This window comes from Streptomyces sp. LZ34 (assembly GCF_053890475.1).
Map to the genome: position 1 here is coordinate 2972744 of NZ_CM132680.1, position 19961 is coordinate 2992704.

A 19961-nucleotide genomic window follows, 5' to 3' on the forward strand; every position below is an offset into this window, starting at 1 on the left:
GGATACACCCGGCCGGGAACGGGTCGGCCTAGTTGGGGCGTCCGAGACCCAGCGCGGTCATCGCCCCGCCGTCCACGGTGACCAGCGAGCCGGTCATATAGCTCGACTCGGGGCCCGCCAGAAAGCACACCACGTCGGCGATCTCCTCGACCGATCCGAACCTGCGCTGCGGTATCTGCCGGCGGATCCCCTTGCCGGTGGCCCCCTCCGTGAGCCCCGCCACCAGCTCGGTGGGCGAGAAGCCGGGCAGCACGGCGTTCACCCGGATGCCGAAGCGGGCCGATTCCATGGCGCAGCAGCGGGTGAAGGCGTTGACCGCGCCCTTGGACGCGGCGTAGTTGGACTCCCCCACCCAGCCGCGCTCCCCCATCACCGAGGACACATTGACGATGACGCCCTCGCCCTTGGCCATGAAGTGCGGCAGGACCGCCTGGGTGCAGTTGAAGACGCCGCCGAAGTTGATCCGCATGACGTCCAGCCAGTCGTCCGGCGCCATGTTGTAAATAAGGGCGTCCTTGGCGACCCCGGCGTTGTTCACCAGCATGTGCAGATCGCCCAGTTCCTCGGTGACCCGCCGCACTACCGCCGCGGCCTCGGTGTGGTCGGACACATCCCCGCGGACCGCCAAGGCGGTGCCGCCGGCCTCCTCGATGGAGCGGACCACCTCCTTGGCCTCGCCCTCGGAGGAGCGGTAGTTGACGGCGACGCGGGCCCCTTCCGCCGCGAGGCGGCGGCAGATCGCCGCGCCGATGCCGCGGGAACCGCCGGTCACCAGGGCGACCTGTCCTGAGAGCTTCACTGGTGTACTCCTTCGTCGTTGTCCGGGCCTCCGGGATCACCGGTCCCGTGCGGGTCGCCCGCGGCGACCACCAGGGAGACATGACTGCCGCCGAGCGAGGAGCTGTTGACCACCGCGGGTGCGGCGGGCCGGGTGTCCCCCGCCCACAGGGACAGCGCGAGACACAGCGCCCCGCCGACCCCCATCGGCTCGCCCAGCACTCTCTTGGGCGCATGGCTCGGCGGGGCGGCGTCGATGCCGAACACCCGCTCCACGGCCGCGCTCTCGGCCCGGTCGGCCGCGGTCAACCCCGCGGCCGACAGCCAGACCCCGCCCACGTCCCGTGGCTCGAGACCGGCGTCGGCGAGCGCACGGCGCATGGCGAGCTCCACACCGCGGCCGCGCGGGTCCCACAGCCGGGCCCGGCTGGCGTCGGAGGCCATGCCGTGGCCCAGGACCTCGCCGAGCACCGTGGCGCCGCGCGCCCGGGCCGCCGAGAGCCGCTCCATGACCAGGGCCACGCTGCCCTCGGCGAGGGTGAAGCGGCCGTCAGCCGGTGCGCCGGGAGGACGTGTGGTGGCCGCGCCGGTGGCCGTGTAAGCGCGGGCGACCTGCTCGGTGAGCGTGTCGGTGACCGTGCACACCAGCGCGTCCGCGTGTCCGGCGGCCAGCAGGTCCGCGCTGTACGCGACGGCGGCCGCGCCGGTGGCGTGGCCCACCGACAGGGTGGAGGTGGGGCCGCGCAGCCCGAGGTGGGTGGCCACCTGTCCGGCCGCCTGGTTGTAGACGGTGTTCGGGAAGACGCTCGGGTCGGCGGCCGCGGCACCCTCCTCCAGCAGCGGAAGGACGAACTTCTCCATGGCCTCCATGGGGCCCGTGCCGGTGCCGAAGACCACCCCGACGCTCTCGTCGGCGGACAGCCCGGAGTCGGCCAGCGCCTTGGCGGTGGCCACGATGGAGAGCACCGCGAGCCGGTCCATCCGGCGGCGCTGGCGCCGGGTCAGATACGGGGCGATCTCCTCGTCGCCCAGCGCCACGCGGCCGAGCCGCAGGCCGCCCTCCAGGGAGCCGGCCTCCCGGCCGTCCCGCAGCGCGCGGCGCGCCGCCCGGACCCCGTCGCCGGCCGGCCCGAGCACGGACACGCCGGTGACCACCACACGGTCCCAGTCGGGGACGGGTGGGGTGTGGGTGCCGGGGCGGGTGAGCACCAGAGCGGCGTTGGCCCCGGCGAAGGCGAAGTTGTTGGAGAGCGCGGCGTCGGTGTGCAGTGGTCGAGCCGCGCCGGGCACATAGTCGAGCGGGCACTCCGCGGCCGCCCGGATGTATCCGGCAGTGGGCGGGGCCAGCCGCTCGTCCAGTGCGTGTGCGGTGACGATGGCCTCCACCGCCCCCGCCGCGCCGAGCAGATGCCCGATGACGGACTTGGTGCTGCTGACCGGGGTGTGCGCGGCGCTCTCACCGAGCGCACGGGCGATGGCGGCGGACTCCGCCGGGTCGTTCTTGGGCGTGCCGGTGCCATGGCCGTTGACATAGCCGATGTCCTCGGGCGCGACACCGGCCCGGCGCAGCGCCGAGCCGATCGCCCGGGCCGCTCCGGCGCCCTCCGGGTGTGGCGCGGTGACGTGATAGCCGTCGGCGGACAGCCCGTAGCCGGCCACTTCGGCCAGCGAACGCAGTCCGTGTGCCGCCGCGAACTCGGTGGAGACCAGCAGCACCATGCCGCTGCCCTCGCCCAGGGACAGGCCCTGCCGGTCGGCCGAGTACGGCGCGGCGGGCTCGGGCGACAGTGACTCCAGGGCGTTGAACCCGGCGAAGACGACATCCGAGAAGGCGTCGGTGCCCCCCGCCAGCACCGCGTCCGCCCGGCCCTGTCGCACCAGGTCCGCGCCGAGCCCGATGGCGTTCGCGCCGGAGGCGCAGGCGGTGTTGACCGCGAGCACCGGGCCGCGCAGCCCGTACGCCGCGGCCACCGACTCGGCGAGCGCCTGAGGCGTGGCCAGCAGCGGCAGCCTGGGGTCGGGGTCCGCGCCCCGGCGCGCCGCGTCCAGCCAGGCCCGCGCGGAGAGCAGCCCGGCGTTGCAGGTGCCCAGCACCAGCCCGAAGCGGGTCGGGGCCACCGCCCCCTTGGGCAGCTCCGCCAGGGCGGCAAGCGCCTCCTCGGCGGCGGCCAGGGCCAGGTCGAGCGCCCGCTCGCGGTGGCCCTCGGGCCTGCGATAGCCACGCGGCGCGGTCCGCGCCCCCTCGACCTCGCCGCCCAGCTTGGTGGCGAGCCCGCGCATGTCGATGTGCTGGACGGGCCGGATGGCGACCCGGCCGGCCCGCGCGCCCTCCCACAGCGCCGCCGCGCCCGCCCCCTGGGAGGTCAGCGCCCCGGTGCCCACCACGGCCACCGTGGTGACGGTCCTCGTCACAGGTCCCCCTTTGTTCCGCTTGGCCACCGGCACCTCTCCTTTGTCTGCTGTGCGGCCGATGTCTGCTGTACGGCCGACGCGGTCGTCGGCGCGGCTCCTCACCGGTCCCCCGGGGCGGTGAGTGCCAGCGCGACCTGCTGTCCTTCCAGGCCGCGCGCCAGCGCCAGCGCATGGCGCACCGGCAGTTCCCGGGCCTTTCCGGGGACCCAGTCCAGCCCGTGGCAAGCCGGGTCGGGCCGGTCGAGATTGAGCGTCGGGGGCACGGCGCCCCCGTCGATGGCCAGCGCGCACACCGCGGCGTTCAGTGCGCCGGCGGCGGCGACCAGATGGCCGGTCGCGGGCTTGACGCTGCTGGCCAACGGCCGATGGTCCGGCGTGGAGAAGGTCCGCCGCAGGGCGCGCGCCTCGCTGGCGTCGCCCAGCCTGGTGGCGCAGCCGTGCGTGGCGACGTAGTTCACGTCCTCAGGTGGCGTCCGTGCCTCCTGCAGAGCGTGGCTCATCGCCGCGGCGAGTGGCGCGCCGTCCTCGGTGGGGGCGAGCAGTCGGGCGCTGTCCAGCGTGGAGCCGAAGCCGCGGATCTCGGCGTAGAGGTGGGCGCCGCGGCGGCGCGCCGCCTCGCGCTCCTCCAGCACGAGAAAGACCGCCCCCTCCCCGAGCACGGAGCCGGACCGGTCCGCGTCGTAGGGCCGGAAGGCCTGGGCACCCAGGTCGTTGCGGGTGCTGAGCACTCCCAGGCCGTCCATCTTGGAGGTCACCCACCATGAGGCCGCGTCATCGCAGCCGCCGGCGAGCGCCACCTGTGACTCGCCTCGCCGGATGGACCGGTAGGCGCGCCCGATCGCGGTGGCGCCGGCGTCCGCCGTCCCGTGGAAGTAGGCGTTCGGCCCCTTGAGGCCGTAGGCGGCCGAGAGGTGGTACAGCGCGGCGGATTGGAGCCCTTCCACGTAGTACAGCGGGTAGAAGGCGGACGAGGCCCGCTCGCCCAGCAGGGCGAGGTCGGCGCGGCCGTCGGGCCTGCGGGCGGCCAGGCTGCCGGTCAGTAGGTGCTCGGGGTTGGAGATTTCCTTGTTGCCGCCGACGAAGGCCGCGGCCCGCTCGGGGTCGTACTCGGCGAAGTCCAGGCCCGCGTCCCTCACGGCGAGGGCCGCGCCGGCGATGGCGAGCCGGTCGTTGCGGGTCGTGGTGCGCAGAGCGCGCCGGTGGGCGTAGTCGGTGGGCTGGAAGTCCTCGATCTCCGCGGCCAGCCTGGTGCGGAAGGACGCCGGGTCGAAGCCCCGGATGGGCGCGATTGCGGTCCGTCCCTCCAGCAGCCTTCGCCAGGTCTCCCGGTGCCCCTTGCCGAGCGCGGTGAGCAGCCCGACGCCTGTGATCACAACGCGCTTCACGACGCTGTCCCCTCGCTCGCGGCCGGGGCGTCCTGCGGGGCGCGGCGCGCCATGCGCAGGACGCGCACGGTGGTGACCGGACGGCCGTCCACCCGCACGGTGCCGGTGCACAGCGCGGTGTCCCCGGTGACCTCGGCGATGTCCACAGTGGTCTCCATCCGGTCGCCGGGGGTGACGTAGTGGCGGAAGCGGATCCGCCGCGCCTCCGCGAGTCCCCATCGCTCCGGACTCTCGTCGGCCGCCCCGAGCGCCACGGCGGCGACCCGGGCGAGTGTGTCGAGGATCAGCACTCCGGGGAGCACGGGAAACCGTGGGAAGTGGGTGTCGAGGACGGGGAGCGTGTGCGGGACGTTGGTGAAAGCCGTGGCCCGCAGCCCCGGGAACACCTCGACGATCTCGTCGAGCGCGGTCATGCGGCTGTCCTGCCTTCCTGTTCGGACCCTGTGCCGCCGTGGGGCCCAGCGTCGCCGGGGCCGAGCACGAAGGACGCGTTGGTGCCGCCGAAGGCGAAGGCGTTCACCAGCGCGGCCCGCACCGGGCGGCGGCGCGCCACGTTCGGCACGTAGTCGAGGTCGAGCTTGGGGTCGGGGTGGTCGAGGTTGACCGTGGGCGGCACCACGCCCTCGCGCAGCGCGCCGAGCGCGGCGATGAGGTTCACCCCGGCCGCGGCCGAGGTGAGGTGTCCGGTCATGGATTTGGGCGAGCTGACCGACAGCTCCCAGGCGTGCGAGCCGAACACCTTCTTGATGGCGGTGGTCTCGCTGATGTCGTTCCCCGGTGTGCCCGTGCCGTGGGCGGCCACATAGTCGACGGCGGACGGGTCGAGGCGCGACTCGGTGAGCGCGTCCTGCATGGCGCCGATGGCCCCGCCGCCGTCGGGCGGGGAGTCGGTGATGCGGTAGGCGTTGAGCGTGGAGCCATAGCCGAGGAGCTCGGCGTGGATCCGGGCGCCGCGCGCCCGGGCGCTCTCCCAGTCCTCCAGGATGGCGATGACCGCGCCCTCGCCCAGGACGAAGCCGGAGCGCTGGGCGTCGAAGGGGCGGGAGGCCCGCCGCGGGTCATGGTTCCAGCGGTCGGTCACGGCGCCCAGGAGGGAGAACCCCACCACGTCCATCCAGGTGGTCAGCGCGTCGAAGCCGCCGGCGAGCATCATCCGGCACTCGCCCTCCTGGATCCGGCGGAAGGCCTCGCCGATGGCGTGGGCCGACCCGGCGCACGCGGTGCTCACGCTGATCAGCGGCCCCTGGCAGCCGCCGGCGCGGGCAACGGCCACCGCGCCCACGTTCTGATCGCGCAGCAGGACATCACCGGGCGCCTGGCGGTAGAACTCCCGCTGCCCGGTGGACTCCAGCAGGTGGGACATGTCCACCAGCTCCTGCAGCTCAGGCCGGCCCACCGTGCCGCCGACGGCCGCGCCGCGTCGGTACGGGTCGGTGTCCTGCCAGCCGTCTCCGGCGTCGCGCAGTGCCTCGCGGGCCGCGGCGAGCGCGAACAGGGCGGCCCGGGACAGATGCCTGCGCTCGCGCGGGTCGGGCAACGCCCGCTCCGGCACAAACCCCTTGACCTGACCGGCGATCCGGACCGGGAAGGTGCTCGCGTCGAAGGTCTCCAGGCGGCTCACGCCGCTGCGCCCGGCGGCGAGGGCCGACCAGGTGGCGGTCGCGTCCAGGCCGACGGGGGTGACCGCGCCGATGCCGGTGATCGCCACGCGCCTCATGCGGCGGCCTCCTTCAGCGCGCCGTCGGTGATCCGGGCGCCGCGCGTCAGCCGCTCGTACATCCGCCGTACGTCCTGCGGATCCTCCAGGTCCTCGGTGGGAATGAGGGAGCACATGATGGCGTCGGCGCTCAGCACGGTGCGGCCACCGGCCGTGACCGTGCCGCTGAGGACGGCGGTGTCGTCCCCGAACGACTCCACCCGGCCGGACATGACCAGCACGTCTCCGGGGCGCACCGCCCCCCGGAAGGAGACGGAGTCGGCGGACAGCAGCGCGGCCCGGCGGCGCAGCCCGGTGGATCCCATGATCAGCCAGGTGCCTGCCTGGCACAGGGCCTCCAGGACCAGCGGGGCCGGCATCTCGGGGCCGCGCCCCTCGTCGCGCCAGAACTCCTCCTGGAGAGAGGTCAGCTTGCGGGCGGTGACCGCACGATGGGCCTCGAGGACGTCGATGCGGTCGATCAGATGGAAGCGCATGGTGATCCTTCGTCAGTGGCCGTCCGGCGCGTGGCCGGTGGGTCGGCGGCCGGCGGGAGCAGGAGAACCGCCTGTGCCATGGCGTAGTCATCGGTGTGGGTCAGGGAGATCTCGGCCGACCAGCTGCCGGGCGCCCCGGCCGCCTCCGCGGCGGTGCCGTGCAGCCGCAGCCTGGGCCGGCCCAGGGGCTCATTGACCACCTCGACGTCGGTCCACCGCATACGCGGGCCGAGGCCGGTGCCCAGTGCCTTCAGGGCGGCCTCCTTGGCGGCGAACCTGGCCGCGAGGCGGGCGTACCGATTGCGCTTGCCCGCGCAGTAGCGGATCTCCCTGGTGGTGAAGAGCTCTGCCTCGGCCGCGGGATTGTCCTCCAGCAGCGACCGGACGCGGGCGACCTCGACCAGGTCGACGCCGACGGCGACGCGCGGCAGCGCGGCCCCTGGCGTCCTGTGTTCCTCCACGAATCCCGCTCCCCCTCCGCAGGCCGTGACGGCCGTGTGCCGCCTTCCACCCCCACAGATCCGCGGGCGGCCGCGGCGGATACACCGCGGTGGGGAAGAAGAGCGTCGGAAGAGGGCGCGGGCCGCTCAGGCGGTGGCGCTCCCGGTGGCGTGCCCGCCGTGGCCGCCGTGGCCGACCGCCTGGTCCTCGATGCGGAGTGTGTCGGCGACCATACGGCCCAGCCGCTCGGCCAGGCCGTCCGGACGGCGGCGTTGAAGATAGAGCGTGGCGAAGACCGGGCCGGCGAGCAGCGCGTGGACGAGGTCGACGTCCGGGGGCGCGCCAAGTTCGCCACGGGCCACCGCCCGGTCCATCAGCTCGGCGACGACCGCCCGCTGGCTGGTGACAAAGCTCGCGTGGAAGCGGTCGGCGAGACCGGAGGAGGCCCCGAGATCGGCGAGCAGGCCGAGGACGGCCGAGGAGGCCGCGGGGTTGCCGAGCGTGGCGACGATGTCCTCGACCAGACGGGTGAGGTCACCCCGGAGGCCGCCCGTGTCGGGCGGCGCCGCCAGGTCGGAACCGTGCACCGCGGCGGCGAACACCATCTCCTGTTTGGTGGCGTAGCGGCGGTAGATGGCCGCCTTGCCGATGCCGGCGTGCTCGGCGACCGCGTCCACCGTCAGACCGGCGTATCCGTTGCGCGCCAGCAGCTCGCGGGTCGCGGTCAGGATCGCCTCGTCCACCCGGGTATCCCTCGGTCGTCCCATGGGGTCATGTTATGGTACCGACAGTTCCGAAACTAATAGTTTCGAAAGGGGGGCCGCCATGAGGACGCTCTGGGCGGGACGAAGCCTGGTCGTTCTGGGCATCGGGCACCTGGTGGGAATGGGGGCGCAGAACACGGGACACATGGACGACTGGTTCCGCGGGGACCTGTGGGGTCTGCCGCGTGAGCAGTTCGCCCACCCCAGCGGGGCCAACGGCGCGTTCTGGATCGTGCTCGCCAGCTTCGCCGTGCCGCTGCTGCTGCTCGGTGTCCTGGTCTGTCATCTGGCCCGGCTCGGTGTCGTGGTGCCGCAGTCCATCGGCTGGGGACTTGCCGCGTGGAGCGTGGTGGGCGCGGCCATCCTGGAGCCGACCCCGCTGCTGCTGGGGCTCGTCCCCGCCGTGCTGCTGATCCGGGAAGCCCGCCGGACTCCTGCCGCCATGGCCGTCGGGTCCGAGGCGGACGAGGCACGCGAGAGGGCGGCGCGCCTGTGAGGCTCGGGCGGGCGTGAGGCGAACCTGAGGCGTGTGCCCGCCCGACCGGACCGGGCATGACGTCGGTCATGCCCGGTCCGGGTGCGTCTCAGGAACCGGCGGCGGCCGGCACATCGGGCTCCTTCGCCACCGCAGGAGCCTTCGCCGTGTGGCCCTCGCCCGTCCTCCCCGGCGCCTCGCTGAGCCCGAACCTCCGGTGCGCCCGGCGCAGCGCGCCCGGGGCCCACCAGTTGGCCGAACCCGCGAGCCGCATAAAGGCGGGCAGCAGCAGGCCGCGGACGACCAGGGTGTCCACCACGAGGGCGACCGCCAGACCGAGGCCGAGCATCTTCTGGAAGGTGATCTGTGCGGTGAACAGGCTCACGACCATCACCACGCCCAGCAGCAGTGCCGCCGCCGTCACCAATCGGCCGGTCAGCTCCAGGCCGCGGGCCACCGCGGCGGTGTTGTCCCCGGTGCGCTCGTACTCCTCCTTGATCCGGGAGAGCATGAACACCTCGTAGTCCATCGAGAGGCCGAACATCAGGCAGAACATCAGAATGGGGGTGAGAGTGATCAAGGACCCGGTCACCGTCGCGTCCAGCGCCCCCGCCAGGTGCCCCTCCTGGAAGATCCACACAACGGCGCCGAAGGTCGCACTCAGACTCAGCGCGTTCAGAACCAGTGCCTTCAGCGGCAACAACAGACTGCCGGTGAACAAGAAGAGCAGCACGAACGTGGAGAGCATCATGAAACCCAGCACCATGGGCATCCGGTCGCCGAGCGCGTCCTTGGTGTCGACCAGTGCGGGGCCGCTGCCCGCCACCTTCACCGGCCAGGGGGAGTCGGCGCCGCGGATGTCGTGGACCAGCTGCTCACCGGCGGCGGAGAACGGCTCGACGTCCGGGGAGACCCGCAGATAGGTGGCGGACTTCGCGGCGAGCGAAGCGGTGGCGGGTCCGGCCGGCGCCACCCGCGCGCCGTGCGCGAACACACCGGCGGACGAGGCCACCGACTCCACGCCGTCGAGCTTCGAAATCCGCTCCGCGTACGCGCCGATCGCCGCGGTCTGCTGCTTCGGGTCCCCCATCCCGGTGGCCACGATCGCGATCACATCGGCCTCCCGGGAGACGAAGTCCTCGCGGATGACGTCCCCCACCTGACGGCTCTGCGCCGTCTTCGGCAACTGACGGTCGTCCGGCAGGCTGTATTTGGCCCCCAGGAACGGAAGTCCGAGGAACAGCAGAGCCGCGGTCGCCACCACGGCGACCGGCGCGGCGAAACGCATCACAAAGGTGGCCAGCCGATGCCACACGCCGCGCTCCAGTTCGGCCCGCGGCCGGGGCGGGCGGCCGAGCAGACGCCGCACGCCCTTCCGCAGATCCAGGCTGTCGATTTTCGCGCCGAACAGCGCGAGCAGCATCGGCATCACAATGGTGGCCGCCAGGGCGGCGAACAGCATCACACCGATACCCGCCACGGCGATCGAGCGCAGGAACAGCAGCGGGAAGAGCGCGAGCGCGGCCATGGAGAGCATCACCGTGACGGCGGAGAACACCACGGTGCGCCCGGCCGTGCGCACCGCGGCCACGATCGCCGCGGACCGCACCTCCTTGTCCGTCAGATCGCCGCCACGGTCCCTGATCTCCTCCCGGTACCGGGTCACGATGAACAGGCTGTAGTCGATGGCGATGCCCAGGCCGATGATGGTCGTCACGTTCAGCGCGAAGACCGACACATCGGTGAACAGCGTGATGGCCCGGAGCATGAGCAGCGTGCCGAGCAGCAGCGGAAGGACCATCAGCAGGGGCAGCAGCGCCGAGACCAGGCTGCCGAACACCAGCAGCAGGATGACGAAGAGCACCGGAAAGGCGATGGCCTCCATCCTCTGGAGGTCCTTTTGGACCGTGTGGTCGGTGTCGAAGCCCATGGCGGTGCTGCCGCCGAGCTTCACGTCCAACGACCCCTGCCGGCCGGCGAACTCCTTGCGCAGCCCCTCGACACGGTCCGCCGCGGCGTTCTCGCCGCCACCGATGTGCCCGATGACCATCGCGTACTGGGAGTCCTCGCTGCGCAGCCGCTGGTCTCTGCCCTGGGTCCAGTAGGAGCCGACCTGGGAGATCCCGGGCTCGGCCGCCAGCCGCCGGGTCAGGGCGGCACCCTCCTCGGCGGCCGTGTCCGAGTCGACCGAGCCGGGTGCCCGGACCAGCAGCACCAGGTTGGAGTCCTTCACCCCGAAGTGCTGGTCCAAGGCCTGCTTCGCCAGGCTGGACTCCGACTTCGGGTCCTCGAACCCGCCGTTGACGAGCTTGCCGACGACGGGCCCGCCCAACGGGCCGGCGATCAGCATGAAGCCGAGGACCGCGATGAGGAACGCCCTCGGGCGCCGGACGATGGCCCGGGCCAAGCGATCGAGCATGGACTTTCTCCTTACCGAGTCTTCGTCAGTGCGTAGTCGTGGATGTCGGCCCAGATGAGCACGGGGCGCGGCATCGCTCCCCCGGCCCGCGGGCGCCTCGGCATCACCCGGCGGCGGGAGGCGTACGGGACGCCGTCGGCGTCCCGGTACTCGCTGGTGAGATGGCAGGCGTGCGCCCAGCGGCGGCCGAAGACCTCGGCGGTGTACTCGTGCTCGGTGACCAGGCCGGTGGCCGGGTCGAGCCGGAAGCGCTGCTCCGGGCAGTGGGTGGCCAGGTGCTCGGGGAAGCGCGCCAGGAGGGCATCGGGGCCGTCGGCACGCCAGCTCATGTCCTCACGGAGCAGCAGCGCGGGAAAGGCGAGGTAGTTCCACAGGGCGTAGCCCAGGAAATACATCATGTCCAACGAGTCCCAGCGGAGCAGGCGGCGGCCGCCGGGGAACGGGGCGCGGGCGTCCGCACGCCGCGCGGCGACCGCGCCATCCCGCTCCAGCCGCACCTCGTGGCCTTCCAGCACTCCGTCGAGGGGGCCGTCGAAACCGTGGAACCGGATCCGCTGCCTCGCCACTTCCGCGGTGACGCGCATCCGGTCGAAGGTCCCGGCGCTGCCGCGCTTCCACCGGAAGAGCAGGCCGCCGCAGGAGAGCTCCGCTTCGATCCGCCCGGCGGACGCCCAGCGGTCCGCGCCGCCGTACGCCGCGAGGGCGCGGCCGAGGGCCGCCGCATCGGCCGTCTCACGGGCCCCGGTCATGCCCTCGCCCCCTTGCGTGCGGCGGCGATCCGGCGCGGGGCGGTGGCCAGCGTCGCGGCGAGCCGAGCAAACCACAGGAGATAGCCGGCGGAGCCGGACCCGGGCCGGGGCACCACCCCGAAGCCCAGCATCAGCCCCAGTGCGTCGATCTCCTGCCAGCTCTCCACGATTTTGCCGTCCTCGATGCGGCAGATCACCATCTGCCCGAGGGAGAACGGCCGGCCGGTGGGTGGCAGTCCGCGGTAAGGACCCAGGTGAGTGCCGGTCATCCGGACCCGGCAGGCGACCCGGTCGCCGACCGGGATCAGGTCCTCGATGGTCGCCTTGGCATCGGGGAAACCGGTCAGGATCCCGCGGATGAAGCGCTCGTAGCCCTTCGGGCCGCGCAGCGGCTCGGGCTCGGCGTGGGGCGGGGAGTGGCCTCGATAGGTCTCGTGGAAGATCTCCTGGCAGATGTGCACGGCCTGTTCGTTGACGCATTCCGCGATCCAGCGCCGCAGCGGCAGGGCATTGGCCTCGAGCAGGTCGGCGGAGGCCGGGACGGTGCCCGACAGAGCACCGTGGAAGGCGGGGGTGCGCTGCCGGTCGGTGCCCCGCCATGGCCACGGCTGGTCCTGCGGCACGCGGTGGTGGGCCCGGTGGTGCGCCGCCGCGATGGCCCAGCCCAGCGCGCGCAGCGCGCTCGTGGTGCCCAGCGGGGGCGCGGCGCCCAGGGTGATCAGGGTGCCGAGCGCGTCCGCCTCCTGCCAGATCTCGGCGATCCGGCCGCCTGGGCCGTCCTCGACGCGGAAGATCAGCGTCTGCGAGAACTCCACTTCGCGCCCGGTGGCGGGGACGCCCAGCCAGGGCCCTCGGTGGGTCCCCCGGTGGGTGAGCCGGGCCACGACCCGGTCACCGGCGCCGAAGAGGTCCTCCACCTCGGTACGCAGGTCGGGGAACGCGCGGTGCAGCAGGACGAGATGGTCCCGGACGCCGGCCGCGCCGCGCCCGTCCGGGCCGAGCCAGGGCGGATTGTGCAGCCGGGCGTCCCGGGTCACCAGCCGGTCGGCCAGCGCGAGCTGCCGGGCGCCTCCGCATTCCTGGAGATAGGCCCATACGGTCTCCAGGCCGGCCCGCAGGGCGGGTTCGGTGGCGAGCGTCATTGCGCTCCACCTCCGTGCATCGGGCAGCCCGCGGCGGCCGCGGCGGCCACGACGGCCTCGGAATCGGCGACCGGAAGGGCGCGGGGGGCGGCGGGCGGTGCCTTCTCGCGCGGCGCGACGGTGGCGATCACGCCGTGTTCCTGTCCGAGGGTGATCCCGGGGCGCGGGATCACGGGGTGGCCGGGCGCGAGCCGGATCCGTACCCGCTGCGCCATCATCGCCAGCACCAGCTTCATCTCCTGTAGACCGAAGACATCCCCGATGCACTTGCGGGGACCGCCGGAGAACGGCCACCAGGCATAGCGGTGCGGGCCCTGCTCGCCCAGCGGGATCCAGCGATCGGGGTCGAAGCCCTCGGGGTTGGGCCAGAAGTCCGGGTGCCGATGGGTCACATAGGAGGAGAGCAGCACCATCGAGCCCTTGGGGATGTCATAGCCCTGCACGGTGTCGTCCTCCAGCGGGGTGCGCGAGATGAGCGACACCGGGGGGTAGAGCCGCAGCGACTCGCGCACCACCCGGTCCACATAGGGCAGTCGGGGGAGATCCTCGACTCCGGGAAGGCGGCCGCCCAGCACCTCGTCCACCTCGGTCTCCAGCCGCGCGGCGACCCCGGGGTGGCGGGAGAGCAGATACAGCGCCCAGGTCAGCCCGGAGGCGACGGTCTCATGGCCGCCGAACATAAAGGTCATGACCTCGTTGCGGACCTGCTCGACGGTCATGCCCGAGCCGTCGTCCTCGGTGGCGGTCATCAGCGCCTCGAGCAGATCGTCGGGGTGCGGGCCCCGGTCGGCCCGCCGGTCCTCGATGACGCGGTAGATGATCCGGTCGAGCTGTTTCCTGGCCTTGGCGAACCTCAGATTGGCAGGGGTGGGCACGCCCTCCGGCAGGCTGACGAACTTCCCGAACTTCTTGTACGCCTCGCCGATGGCCACTTCGACGGCGTGCGCCATGACCTCGGAGTCCTGCCGCCAGTTCGCGCCGAACAGGGCGCCGCCCAGGACGCTCAGGGCCAGCCGGGTCATGTCGAGAGTGACATCCACCTCGCGGTGCGCGTGCGCCGCGGCCTCCCAGCGGTCCAGCAGCTCGGCGGTGACCTCGGTCATCCCGGTGGCGAAGCTGGTGATCAGGCGGCGGTGGAAGGCGGGCTGGCAGAGCCTGCGCTGGCGCTTCCACAGCTCGCCCTCGCTACAGATGAGACCGTCGCCCACCAGGGCCCGCCAGCGGTCGCTGACGAACGGCGTCTTGGGGAAGTTGCGGTGCTTGTCCTGCAGGATCTCCTTGATCCCGTCGGGGTGGCCGACGAAGAACACCGGGAAGAGCGGGCCGATGCCCTCGAACCGCACCACATCGCCGTACTCCCGACGCCCCCGCTGCAAGGCCTGGAGGATGTCGGACTGGAAGGCCCGTGCGTTGCCGAGGACGGGATCGCCCTTGGGGCCTGGTGCTTGACGGGTCATCGGGAAGCCTCCTCAGCGGGCCGGAGCCACATCCACATGGGGTCCCGGGGGCGCAGGGAGATCGCCGGCTCCGGGAAGACCCGCTGACCCTCCACCAGATCCAGCCGGAACCGCTGCGCGACCATGGCGACCACCAGGGGCATCTGGAGCATCGCGAACGAGTCGCCGATGCACTTGCGCGGTCCCGCGCCGAACGGGAGATACGCCATCCGGTGGCGGTCCGCGCTGTTCTCGAGGGTGAACCGCTCGGGTTCGAAGCCCTCCGGGTTGTCCCAGAACTCGGGGTGGCGGTGCGTCACATAGGGGCAGACCACCACCCAGCGCCCGGCGGGCACGTGATAGCCGCCGATTTCGTCGTCCCGCGCGGCGCAGCGCATATAGACGAAGATCGGCGGATACAGGCGCATGGCCTCCTGGAGCACCATGGTCGTGTACGTGAGCTTCGGCAGGTCGTCGACGGTCGGGACGCGCCCGGCCAGCGTCCGATCCACCTCGTCCTGGATCCGGCGCCTGCTCTCGGGGTTGAGCGAGAGCAGATACCAGGTCCAGGTGAGCGCGGTGGAGACGGTCTCATGGCCGGCCACGAAGAAACCGCTCACCTCGTCTCTGATCTGCTCGTCGGTGAACGCCTCGCCGGAGCCGGGGTCCTTGGCGTCGATGAGCATGCTGACCAGGTCGTCCTCGCCGCCCTCCCGGCGCCGCTCGACGATCATCGGATAGAGCACCGAATTGATCGTCCCGAGCGCGTCCCGGAAGCGCCCTCTGGCCTTGGAGGGAATCCGCAGCGGGTCCACGGGGGAGGTCATCCGGCGGTGGGTGAAGCTCAGCGCTCCCTGGACGGCCGGCTCGATCCTGGCGATGGCGTCGGTGAGATCCGCTTTGAACAGCGCCCGGGCCAGATTGGCCAGGCTCAGATGCATCATCTCCGACTTGATGTCCAGCGGCCGGCCCTGGCCGTGGCGCCGCTCCCAGTCGTCCAGCATCTCGGAGGTGGTGCGGGTGAAGGTCTCCCCGAAGCGGCGGAGGATGTCGCGGTGGAAGGCGGGCTGGGTGAGCCGCCGGGACCGGAGCCAGGAGCCGCCCTCGGCGGCGACCAGCCCGTCCCCGACGATCGTGCTCAGGCAGCCCTGCACCTTGCGCGGCCTCGGATAGTTCTTGTGCTGGTCGCGCAGCACATGCTGGACATGGTCCGGGTGGGCCAGCAGATTGATCCTCAGCGGGCCGCGGAAGTTGACGATGTCGCCGTGGTGCCGGAACGCGTGCATGAACGCCGACACATTGTCCCGCTGGATCTCCCGGATGCTGCCGAGCACGGGATGTCCCCGGGGGCCGGGCGGCGCGAATACGGTGGTCATGGGGGGCTGCCTTTCACCTGTCCAGCGCCGGCTGCGGCACGTCGTCGGGTTTGAAAGTGGGCACGTCCAGACCGGTGCCGAGGTGGCCGAGCACCTCACGGGCCGTGTTCATGCCGGAGAGGATCACCCGGAAGGACGCCGGTCCCTCCTCGGTCCAGTGGCCGGAGAGAAACAGACCGGGCACCGGCGCCTCATGGGCGAGCCGCTTTCCGCCGATCTGGTGGGGGCTCAGCGCCCAGCCATAGGTGGCGCCCTCGTGATTGCGCGTGTAGCGCTCGATGGTCACGGGCGTACCCGCCTGGAGGAACGTCAGATGGTCCCGCAGGCCGGGGATCACGGGCTCGAACTCGGCGAGCAGGGAGTCGGCGAACCGGTCCTTGTGCTGCTGCCACGGCCTGTCGCCGGGCAGCCGGTAGGGCGCCACGGCGGTGCCGATCAGCAGATGCTCTCCGGGCGGAGCGAGCTCGGGATCGAGCATCGTCATCACGGACAGCGACATCCCGCCCGGCCGGCCACCCATCAGGTCCCGCCACGTCTCCTCGTGGTCCCAGTGGTTGTACTTGAAGGTCTCGTGCGCGACGCCGAGAGCGGGCACGTCCTGCGTGGTCGCCGCGTATACGACGCAGGCCGACATCGACGGCCGGAGCCGCCGCAGCCGCCGGGCGTAGGACGCGGGCAGATGCTCGGGGCCGACCAGGTCCTCGAAGGTCTGGCGGGCGTCCGCGTTCGAAATGACGACCGGGGCGGTGCACACGTCCCCCTCCGCCGTGCGCACCCCCACGACCCGGCCGTCCTGGAGCAGGATCCGCTCGACGGGGGTGCCGGTGAGGACCTGGCCCCCGTGCCGCTCGACCGCGGTGACAAAGGCGTCCACCAGATTCTGGAAGCTGCCCTTGCAGTAGTACGGGCCGTCGATGAGCACCCCGATGAACTGGGCGTAGGCGAAGAACGACAGTTGAGAGGGCGGCGCCCCCATATACGGCCACAGGGCCGAGCACATGGCCTTCAGCCGCGGGTCGCGCAGATACTCGTCCATGACCTGCGCGAGCGTCGCCGTCCGGTATTTCATCAGCGTCGGCAGCAGCTCCTGCAACTGCCCGAGCGCCGACGGGTCGGTCACCCGCATGGGCGCCTGCGCCGTCTCCCAGAACATCTGGCGGCGCAGCTGGAAGAAGGCGCGGATGCCCTCCGCCTCGCCCGGGAAGAGCCGGATATGGGCCTCCATGAACTCCTCCAGGCCCGTGGGCGCGAAGACGCTCATCCCCGGGAACTCCGCCTGGTAGAGATGGTCGATGACGGTCAGCTCGCACTGGTCCTGAACGCCCAGCCAGTCCAGCAGCCCGAGCACCATCTCGCCCTCGGCCAGCACCCGGATCGCCGAGTCGAAGGTCCGCCCGTCGCGGCTGAAGGCGTGCGCGAGCCCGCCAAGACCTTCGCCCTGCTCGCAGACGAGAACCTTCAGCCCCGAGCGCGCCAGGACGGCCGCGGCCGAGACGCCTCCGAGCCCGCTGCCGACGACGATGGCGTCCCACTCGGCACTCTTGACGCCGGGGCTCTTGATGACGGGCCTGCTGGTGACGGGCTGGCTCATCTGACCTTTCCTCCGCTCGGTATCCGTACTGCCCAACAGATCCGGCGCCGCGCCACGCGGATACATCCTTTGCGCGTGTATCCACGGGCCACCGGTCGGGATCTGTAAAAGGAGGAAGGCTGTGCCCTGTTCAGGTTCGGAAAGTCTGCGCAGGTTCAGGAAGTCTGCGCAGGCCCAGGAAGGGAGCCGATCGCATGGGAGACCAGCGGGACCGCGAGCGGGACAAGGGAAGCGACGCCGCCGCCGCGGCGGCCGTCTACTCCCGGCCCCTGCTCGCCCTGTACGACACGCTCGTCCTGGGCGCGGTGTGCCGCGCGGTGTGGCGCTGCCCGCCCGAGGAGATGCTCGCCCTCTACGACCGGCATGTCTCCGGCCGCCATCTGGACATCGGTCCGGGCACCGGCTACTTCCTCGACCGGTGCCGCTTCCCCACCCGCCTGCCGGAGATCACCCTGGTCGACCTCAACCCGACGGTACTGGCGACCGCACAGCGCCGGATCGCGCGCTACGGCCCCACGGCGCTGCGCCGCGATGTGCTGCGCCCGATGGAGCTGGAGGGGCGGCGCTTCACCTCGGCCGCGTTGAACTTCGTGCTGCACTGCCTGCCCTCGGGGGCGCCGGCGAAATTCGCGGTCTTCGACCATCTGCTGCCGCATCTCGAGCCGGGGGCCCGGGTGTTCGGCAGCACCGTGTTGGCGCGCGGAGTGCGCCATACCGCGGTCTCCCGCCTCCATCAGCGCGAGTGCGTGCGGCGCGGGGTGCTCAACAACTCCGAGGACTCGCTGGAGCTGCTGGACGAGGCGCTCGGGTCCCGGTTCGAGCGCCATCGCATCCGGGTGCGCGGCACCGTCGCGCTCTTCGACGCCACCACGTAAGCGCCACCACGTAAGCGCCACCGCATGAGTGCCGGCGCGTAAGCGCAGCGGGCCCCGCCGGACAGTGTCCGGCGGGGCCCGCTGGTGCGCGGCGCGCGGCGCGCGGAAGTCGGCTACTTGCCGGTCTCCTTCTCGTACGCCTTGATGACCTCGTCCGTCGGGCCGTCCATCAGCAGCTCCCCCTTCTCCAGCCACAGCACCCGGTCACAGGTGTCCCGGATCGACTTGTTGTTGTGGCTGACCAGGAAGACCGTGCCGGCGTCCTTGCGCAGCTCGCGGATGCGGGCCTCCGAGCGCTTCTGGAACTTCCGGTCGCCGGTGGCCAGCGCCTCGTCGATCATCAGCACATCGTGGTCCTTGGCGGCGGCGATCGAGAACCGCAGTCGGGCCGCCATACCGGAGGAGTAGGTGCGCATCGGCAGCGTGATGAAGTCGCCCTTCTCATTGATGCCCGAGAAGTCGACGATCCCCTCGTAGCGCTCGCGGATCTGCTCACGCGACATCCCCATGGCCAGCCCGCCGAGGATGACGTTCCGCTCGCCGGTCAGGTCGTTCATCAGCGCCGCGTTCACGCCGAGCAGCGACGGCTGGCCGTCGGTGTAGACCTTGCCGCGCTCGGTGGGCAGCAGCCCCGCGACGGCCTTGAGCAGTGTCGACTTGCCGGAGCCGTTGGAGCCGATCAGGCCGATCGACTCGCCGCGGTAGGCCACGAAGGTGACCCCGCGCACGGCGTGCACCTCTCGCATGCCCGGCGCGTTCTTGCGGCGGAGGATGCGGCTGAGGGCCGCGGTGGCGCTGCCGCGGCCACGGGGGCCCCCGTTGACGCGGTAGACGATGTGCACATCGTCGGCGATGACGGTCGGGATGCGCCCCATGGCCGGGGCCGCCTGAGCGGCCTGGCCCGCCTGGGGCGCCTTGGACGCCTGGGAAGTCTCGTCAAGGGTCTGCTCAGCCACGGCCGTACTGCTCCTCTGCCTTCCAGAAGTACACGAAGCCGCCGACGCCGAAGACCACTGCCCAGCCCAGGGCCAGCGCCCACACATGCGGAGGCAGGTAACCCTGACCGTAGTCGTTGATCAGCGCGTACCGCATCAGGTCCATGTAGACGGCCGCCGGGTTCCCCAGCATGACGTCGGCGATCCAGCCGCTCGCCCCGGCCCGCTCGAGCGTGGGCGCCAGCGGGTACATCACGCCGGACGCGTACATCCACGTCCGCAGGAGGAACGGCAGCAGCTGGGCGAGGTCCGGGGTCTTCGCCCCGAGCCGGGCCATGATCAAGGAGAGACCGGTGTTGAAGACGAACTGCAGTGCGAGCACCGGGAGGATCAGCACCCAGGCCAGGGCCGGGTAGTGCCCGAAGCCCAGCAGAACGATGACCAGCACGATCATCGAGAACAGCAGCTGCTGGAGCTGCTGGAGCGAGAAGGAGATGGGGAGCGAGGCGCGCGGGAAGTGCAGGGCCCGCACCAGACCCAGGTTCCCCGAGATCGCTCGCACCCCCGCCATCGCGGAGTTCTGCGTGAACGTGAAGACGAAGACACCCGTCACCAGGAACGGGATGTACATGTCATGTGACATGCCCCTGTTGCTCTTCAGGAGCAGGCCGAAGATGAAGAAGTACACCGCCGCGTTCAGCAGCGGCGTCGCCACCTGCCACAGCTGGCCGAGCTTGGCCTGGCTGTACTGGGCGGTGAGCTTGGCCTGCGAAAAAGCCAGAATGAAGTGGCGCCTGCCCCACATCTGCTTGACATACTCGACAAGGCTCACCCGGGCGCCGCTCACCGACAGCCCGTACTTCGCCGCCAGCTCTGCCGGGGCCAGGCCGTCATCCGGCGACGGCGGGGCGCTGGCGACCGCACTATTGTGCGTAGTCTCGCTCACAGTTGACACTTTCGTCCTCATCAGGGGTGCGCTGACGGGGGCCGC

General features: G+C 71.8%; 18 protein-coding genes. 2 read left to right on the forward strand and 16 right to left on the reverse strand.

Annotated elements, in window-relative coordinates; translation table 11 throughout:
- Positions 1 to 28: 28 nt before the first annotated feature.
- From ACWY4P_RS11100 to ACWY4P_RS11135, 8 genes are all read right to left on the reverse strand, one after another.
- Positions 29 to 799, reverse strand: a complete 771-nt coding sequence (locus tag ACWY4P_RS11100; protein ID WP_456210246.1) for an SDR family NAD(P)-dependent oxidoreductase — start codon at positions 797 to 799, stop codon at positions 29 to 31.
- Positions 796 to 3189, reverse strand: a complete 2394-nt coding sequence (locus ACWY4P_RS11105) for a beta-ketoacyl synthase N-terminal-like domain-containing protein (protein ID WP_456210248.1) — start codon at positions 3187 to 3189, stop codon at positions 796 to 798. The genes ACWY4P_RS11100 and ACWY4P_RS11105 overlap by 4 nt, the downstream gene beginning before the upstream one ends.
- A gap of 98 nt (positions 3190 to 3287) precedes the next feature.
- Positions 3288 to 4574: a beta-ketoacyl-[acyl-carrier-protein] synthase family protein gene (locus ACWY4P_RS11110; protein WP_456210250.1), complete on the reverse strand. Its 1287-nt coding sequence runs from the start codon at positions 4572 to 4574 to the stop codon at positions 3288 to 3290.
- Positions 4571 to 4987: a 3-hydroxyacyl-ACP dehydratase FabZ family protein gene (locus ACWY4P_RS11115; protein WP_456210252.1), complete on the reverse strand. Its 417-nt coding sequence runs from the start codon at positions 4985 to 4987 to the stop codon at positions 4571 to 4573. The genes ACWY4P_RS11110 and ACWY4P_RS11115 overlap by 4 nt, the downstream gene beginning before the upstream one ends.
- Positions 4984 to 6291 carry a beta-ketoacyl-[acyl-carrier-protein] synthase family protein gene (locus ACWY4P_RS11120; RefSeq protein WP_456210254.1) on the reverse strand — a complete coding sequence of 436 codons (1308 nt, stop codon included), beginning with the start codon at positions 6289 to 6291 and terminating at the stop codon, positions 4984 to 4986. Before ACWY4P_RS11120 ends, ACWY4P_RS11115 begins: the two co-directional genes overlap by 4 nt.
- The gene (locus ACWY4P_RS11125; RefSeq protein ID WP_456210256.1) at positions 6288 to 6767 is read right to left on the reverse strand and encodes a hotdog domain-containing protein; all 480 of its coding nucleotides are present in this window, start codon (positions 6765 to 6767) and stop codon (positions 6288 to 6290) included. Before ACWY4P_RS11125 ends, ACWY4P_RS11120 begins: the two co-directional genes overlap by 4 nt.
- Positions 6752 to 7228 carry a holo-ACP synthase gene (gene acpS / locus ACWY4P_RS11130; RefSeq protein ID WP_456210258.1) on the reverse strand — a complete coding sequence of 159 codons (477 nt, stop codon included), beginning with the start codon at positions 7226 to 7228 and terminating at the stop codon, positions 6752 to 6754. The genes ACWY4P_RS11125 and acpS overlap by 16 nt, the downstream gene beginning before the upstream one ends.
- A gap of 126 nt (positions 7229 to 7354) precedes the next feature.
- On the reverse strand, positions 7355 to 7975 hold the full coding sequence (locus tag ACWY4P_RS11135) for a TetR/AcrR family transcriptional regulator (RefSeq protein ID WP_456210260.1): 621 nt from the start codon (positions 7973 to 7975) through the stop codon (positions 7355 to 7357).
- A gap of 58 nt (positions 7976 to 8033) precedes the next feature.
- On the opposite strand from ACWY4P_RS11135, the gene ACWY4P_RS11140 reads away from it, so the two are divergent.
- Positions 8034 to 8468: a DUF6463 family protein gene (locus ACWY4P_RS11140; protein WP_456210262.1), complete on the forward strand. Its 435-nt coding sequence runs from the start codon at positions 8034 to 8036 to the stop codon at positions 8466 to 8468.
- 88 nt (positions 8469 to 8556) lie between these two features.
- On the opposite strand, the gene ACWY4P_RS11145 is transcribed toward ACWY4P_RS11140, so the two are convergent.
- From ACWY4P_RS11145 to ACWY4P_RS11170, 6 genes are read right to left on the reverse strand one after another with little or no spacing between them, the layout of a single operon-like run.
- The gene (locus ACWY4P_RS11145) at positions 8557 to 10866 is read right to left on the reverse strand and encodes an MMPL family transporter (RefSeq protein ID WP_456210264.1); all 2310 of its coding nucleotides are present in this window, start codon (positions 10864 to 10866) and stop codon (positions 8557 to 8559) included.
- 11 nt (positions 10867 to 10877) lie between these two features.
- A complete protein-coding gene (locus tag ACWY4P_RS11150) occupies positions 10878 to 11615 on the reverse strand; it encodes a hypothetical protein (protein WP_456210266.1) in 738 nt (245 codons plus the stop codon).
- Positions 11612 to 12757, reverse strand: coding sequence for an ester cyclase (locus ACWY4P_RS11155; protein ID WP_456210268.1), 1146 nt, complete (start codon positions 12755 to 12757; stop codon positions 11612 to 11614). Before ACWY4P_RS11155 ends, ACWY4P_RS11150 begins: the two co-directional genes overlap by 4 nt.
- Complete coding sequence (locus tag ACWY4P_RS11160) at positions 12754 to 14214, reverse strand: cytochrome P450 (RefSeq protein WP_456210269.1); 1461 nt, start codon at positions 14212 to 14214, stop codon at positions 12754 to 12756. Before ACWY4P_RS11160 ends, ACWY4P_RS11155 begins: the two co-directional genes overlap by 4 nt.
- Complete coding sequence (locus ACWY4P_RS11165) at positions 14211 to 15569, reverse strand: cytochrome P450 (protein WP_456210271.1); 1359 nt, start codon at positions 15567 to 15569, stop codon at positions 14211 to 14213. Before ACWY4P_RS11165 ends, ACWY4P_RS11160 begins: the two co-directional genes overlap by 4 nt.
- A gap of 13 nt (positions 15570 to 15582) precedes the next feature.
- Positions 15583 to 17160 (reverse strand): phytoene desaturase family protein, encoded by a 1578-nt coding sequence (locus ACWY4P_RS11170; protein WP_456210273.1) that lies wholly within the window; start codon positions 17158 to 17160, stop codon positions 15583 to 15585.
- A gap of 194 nt (positions 17161 to 17354) precedes the next feature.
- Between ACWY4P_RS11170 and ACWY4P_RS11175 the strand changes: the two genes are divergently transcribed.
- On the forward strand, positions 17355 to 18035 hold the full coding sequence (locus tag ACWY4P_RS11175) for a class I SAM-dependent methyltransferase (RefSeq protein ID WP_456210275.1): 681 nt from the start codon (positions 17355 to 17357) through the stop codon (positions 18033 to 18035).
- A gap of 113 nt (positions 18036 to 18148) precedes the next feature.
- Here the strand turns inward: ACWY4P_RS11175 and ACWY4P_RS11180 are convergent, their stop codons facing one another.
- Both ACWY4P_RS11180 and ACWY4P_RS11185 read right to left on the reverse strand, forming a co-directional pair.
- Positions 18149 to 18991: an ABC transporter ATP-binding protein gene (locus tag ACWY4P_RS11180; RefSeq protein WP_456210277.1), complete on the reverse strand. Its 843-nt coding sequence runs from the start codon at positions 18989 to 18991 to the stop codon at positions 18149 to 18151.
- Complete coding sequence (locus ACWY4P_RS11185) at positions 18984 to 19916, reverse strand: ABC transporter permease (RefSeq protein WP_456210278.1); 933 nt, start codon at positions 19914 to 19916, stop codon at positions 18984 to 18986. Before ACWY4P_RS11185 ends, ACWY4P_RS11180 begins: the two co-directional genes overlap by 8 nt.
- Positions 19917 to 19961: the final 45 nt, after the last annotated feature.

What these genes read in the sequence shown, in the direction of transcription:
- ACWY4P_RS11155 (WP_456210268.1), bottom strand. Translation starts at nt 12,757, where the DNA reads ATGACGCTCGCCACCGAACCCGCCCTGCGGGCCGGCCTGGAGACCGTA.
- ACWY4P_RS11135 (WP_456210260.1), bottom strand. Translation starts at nt 7,975, where the DNA reads ATGGGACGACCGAGGGATACCCGGGTGGACGAGGCGATCCTGACCGCG.
- ACWY4P_RS11175 (WP_456210275.1), top strand. Translation starts at nt 17,355, where the DNA reads ATGGGAGACCAGCGGGACCGCGAGCGGGACAAGGGAAGCGACGCCGCC.
- ACWY4P_RS11160 (WP_456210269.1), bottom strand. Translation starts at nt 14,214, where the DNA reads ATGACCCGTCAAGCACCAGGCCCCAAGGGCGATCCCGTCCTCGGCAAC.
- ACWY4P_RS11150 (WP_456210266.1), bottom strand. Translation starts at nt 11,615, where the DNA reads ATGACCGGGGCCCGTGAGACGGCCGATGCGGCGGCCCTCGGCCGCGCC.
- ACWY4P_RS11165 (WP_456210271.1), bottom strand. Translation starts at nt 15,569, where the DNA reads ATGACCACCGTATTCGCGCCGCCCGGCCCCCGGGGACATCCCGTGCTC.
- ACWY4P_RS11170 (WP_456210273.1), bottom strand. Translation starts at nt 17,160, where the DNA reads ATGAGCCAGCCCGTCACCAGCAGGCCCGTCATCAAGAGCCCCGGCGTC.
- ACWY4P_RS11145 (WP_456210264.1), bottom strand. Translation starts at nt 10,866, where the DNA reads ATGCTCGATCGCTTGGCCCGGGCCATCGTCCGGCGCCCGAGGGCGTTC.
- ACWY4P_RS11125 (WP_456210256.1), bottom strand. Translation starts at nt 6,767, where the DNA reads ATGCGCTTCCATCTGATCGACCGCATCGACGTCCTCGAGGCCCATCGT.
- ACWY4P_RS11120 (WP_456210254.1), bottom strand. Translation starts at nt 6,291, where the DNA reads ATGAGGCGCGTGGCGATCACCGGCATCGGCGCGGTCACCCCCGTCGGC.
- ACWY4P_RS11115 (WP_456210252.1), bottom strand. Translation starts at nt 4,987, where the DNA reads ATGACCGCGCTCGACGAGATCGTCGAGGTGTTCCCGGGGCTGCGGGCC.
- ACWY4P_RS11140 (WP_456210262.1), top strand. Translation starts at nt 8,034, where the DNA reads ATGAGGACGCTCTGGGCGGGACGAAGCCTGGTCGTTCTGGGCATCGGG.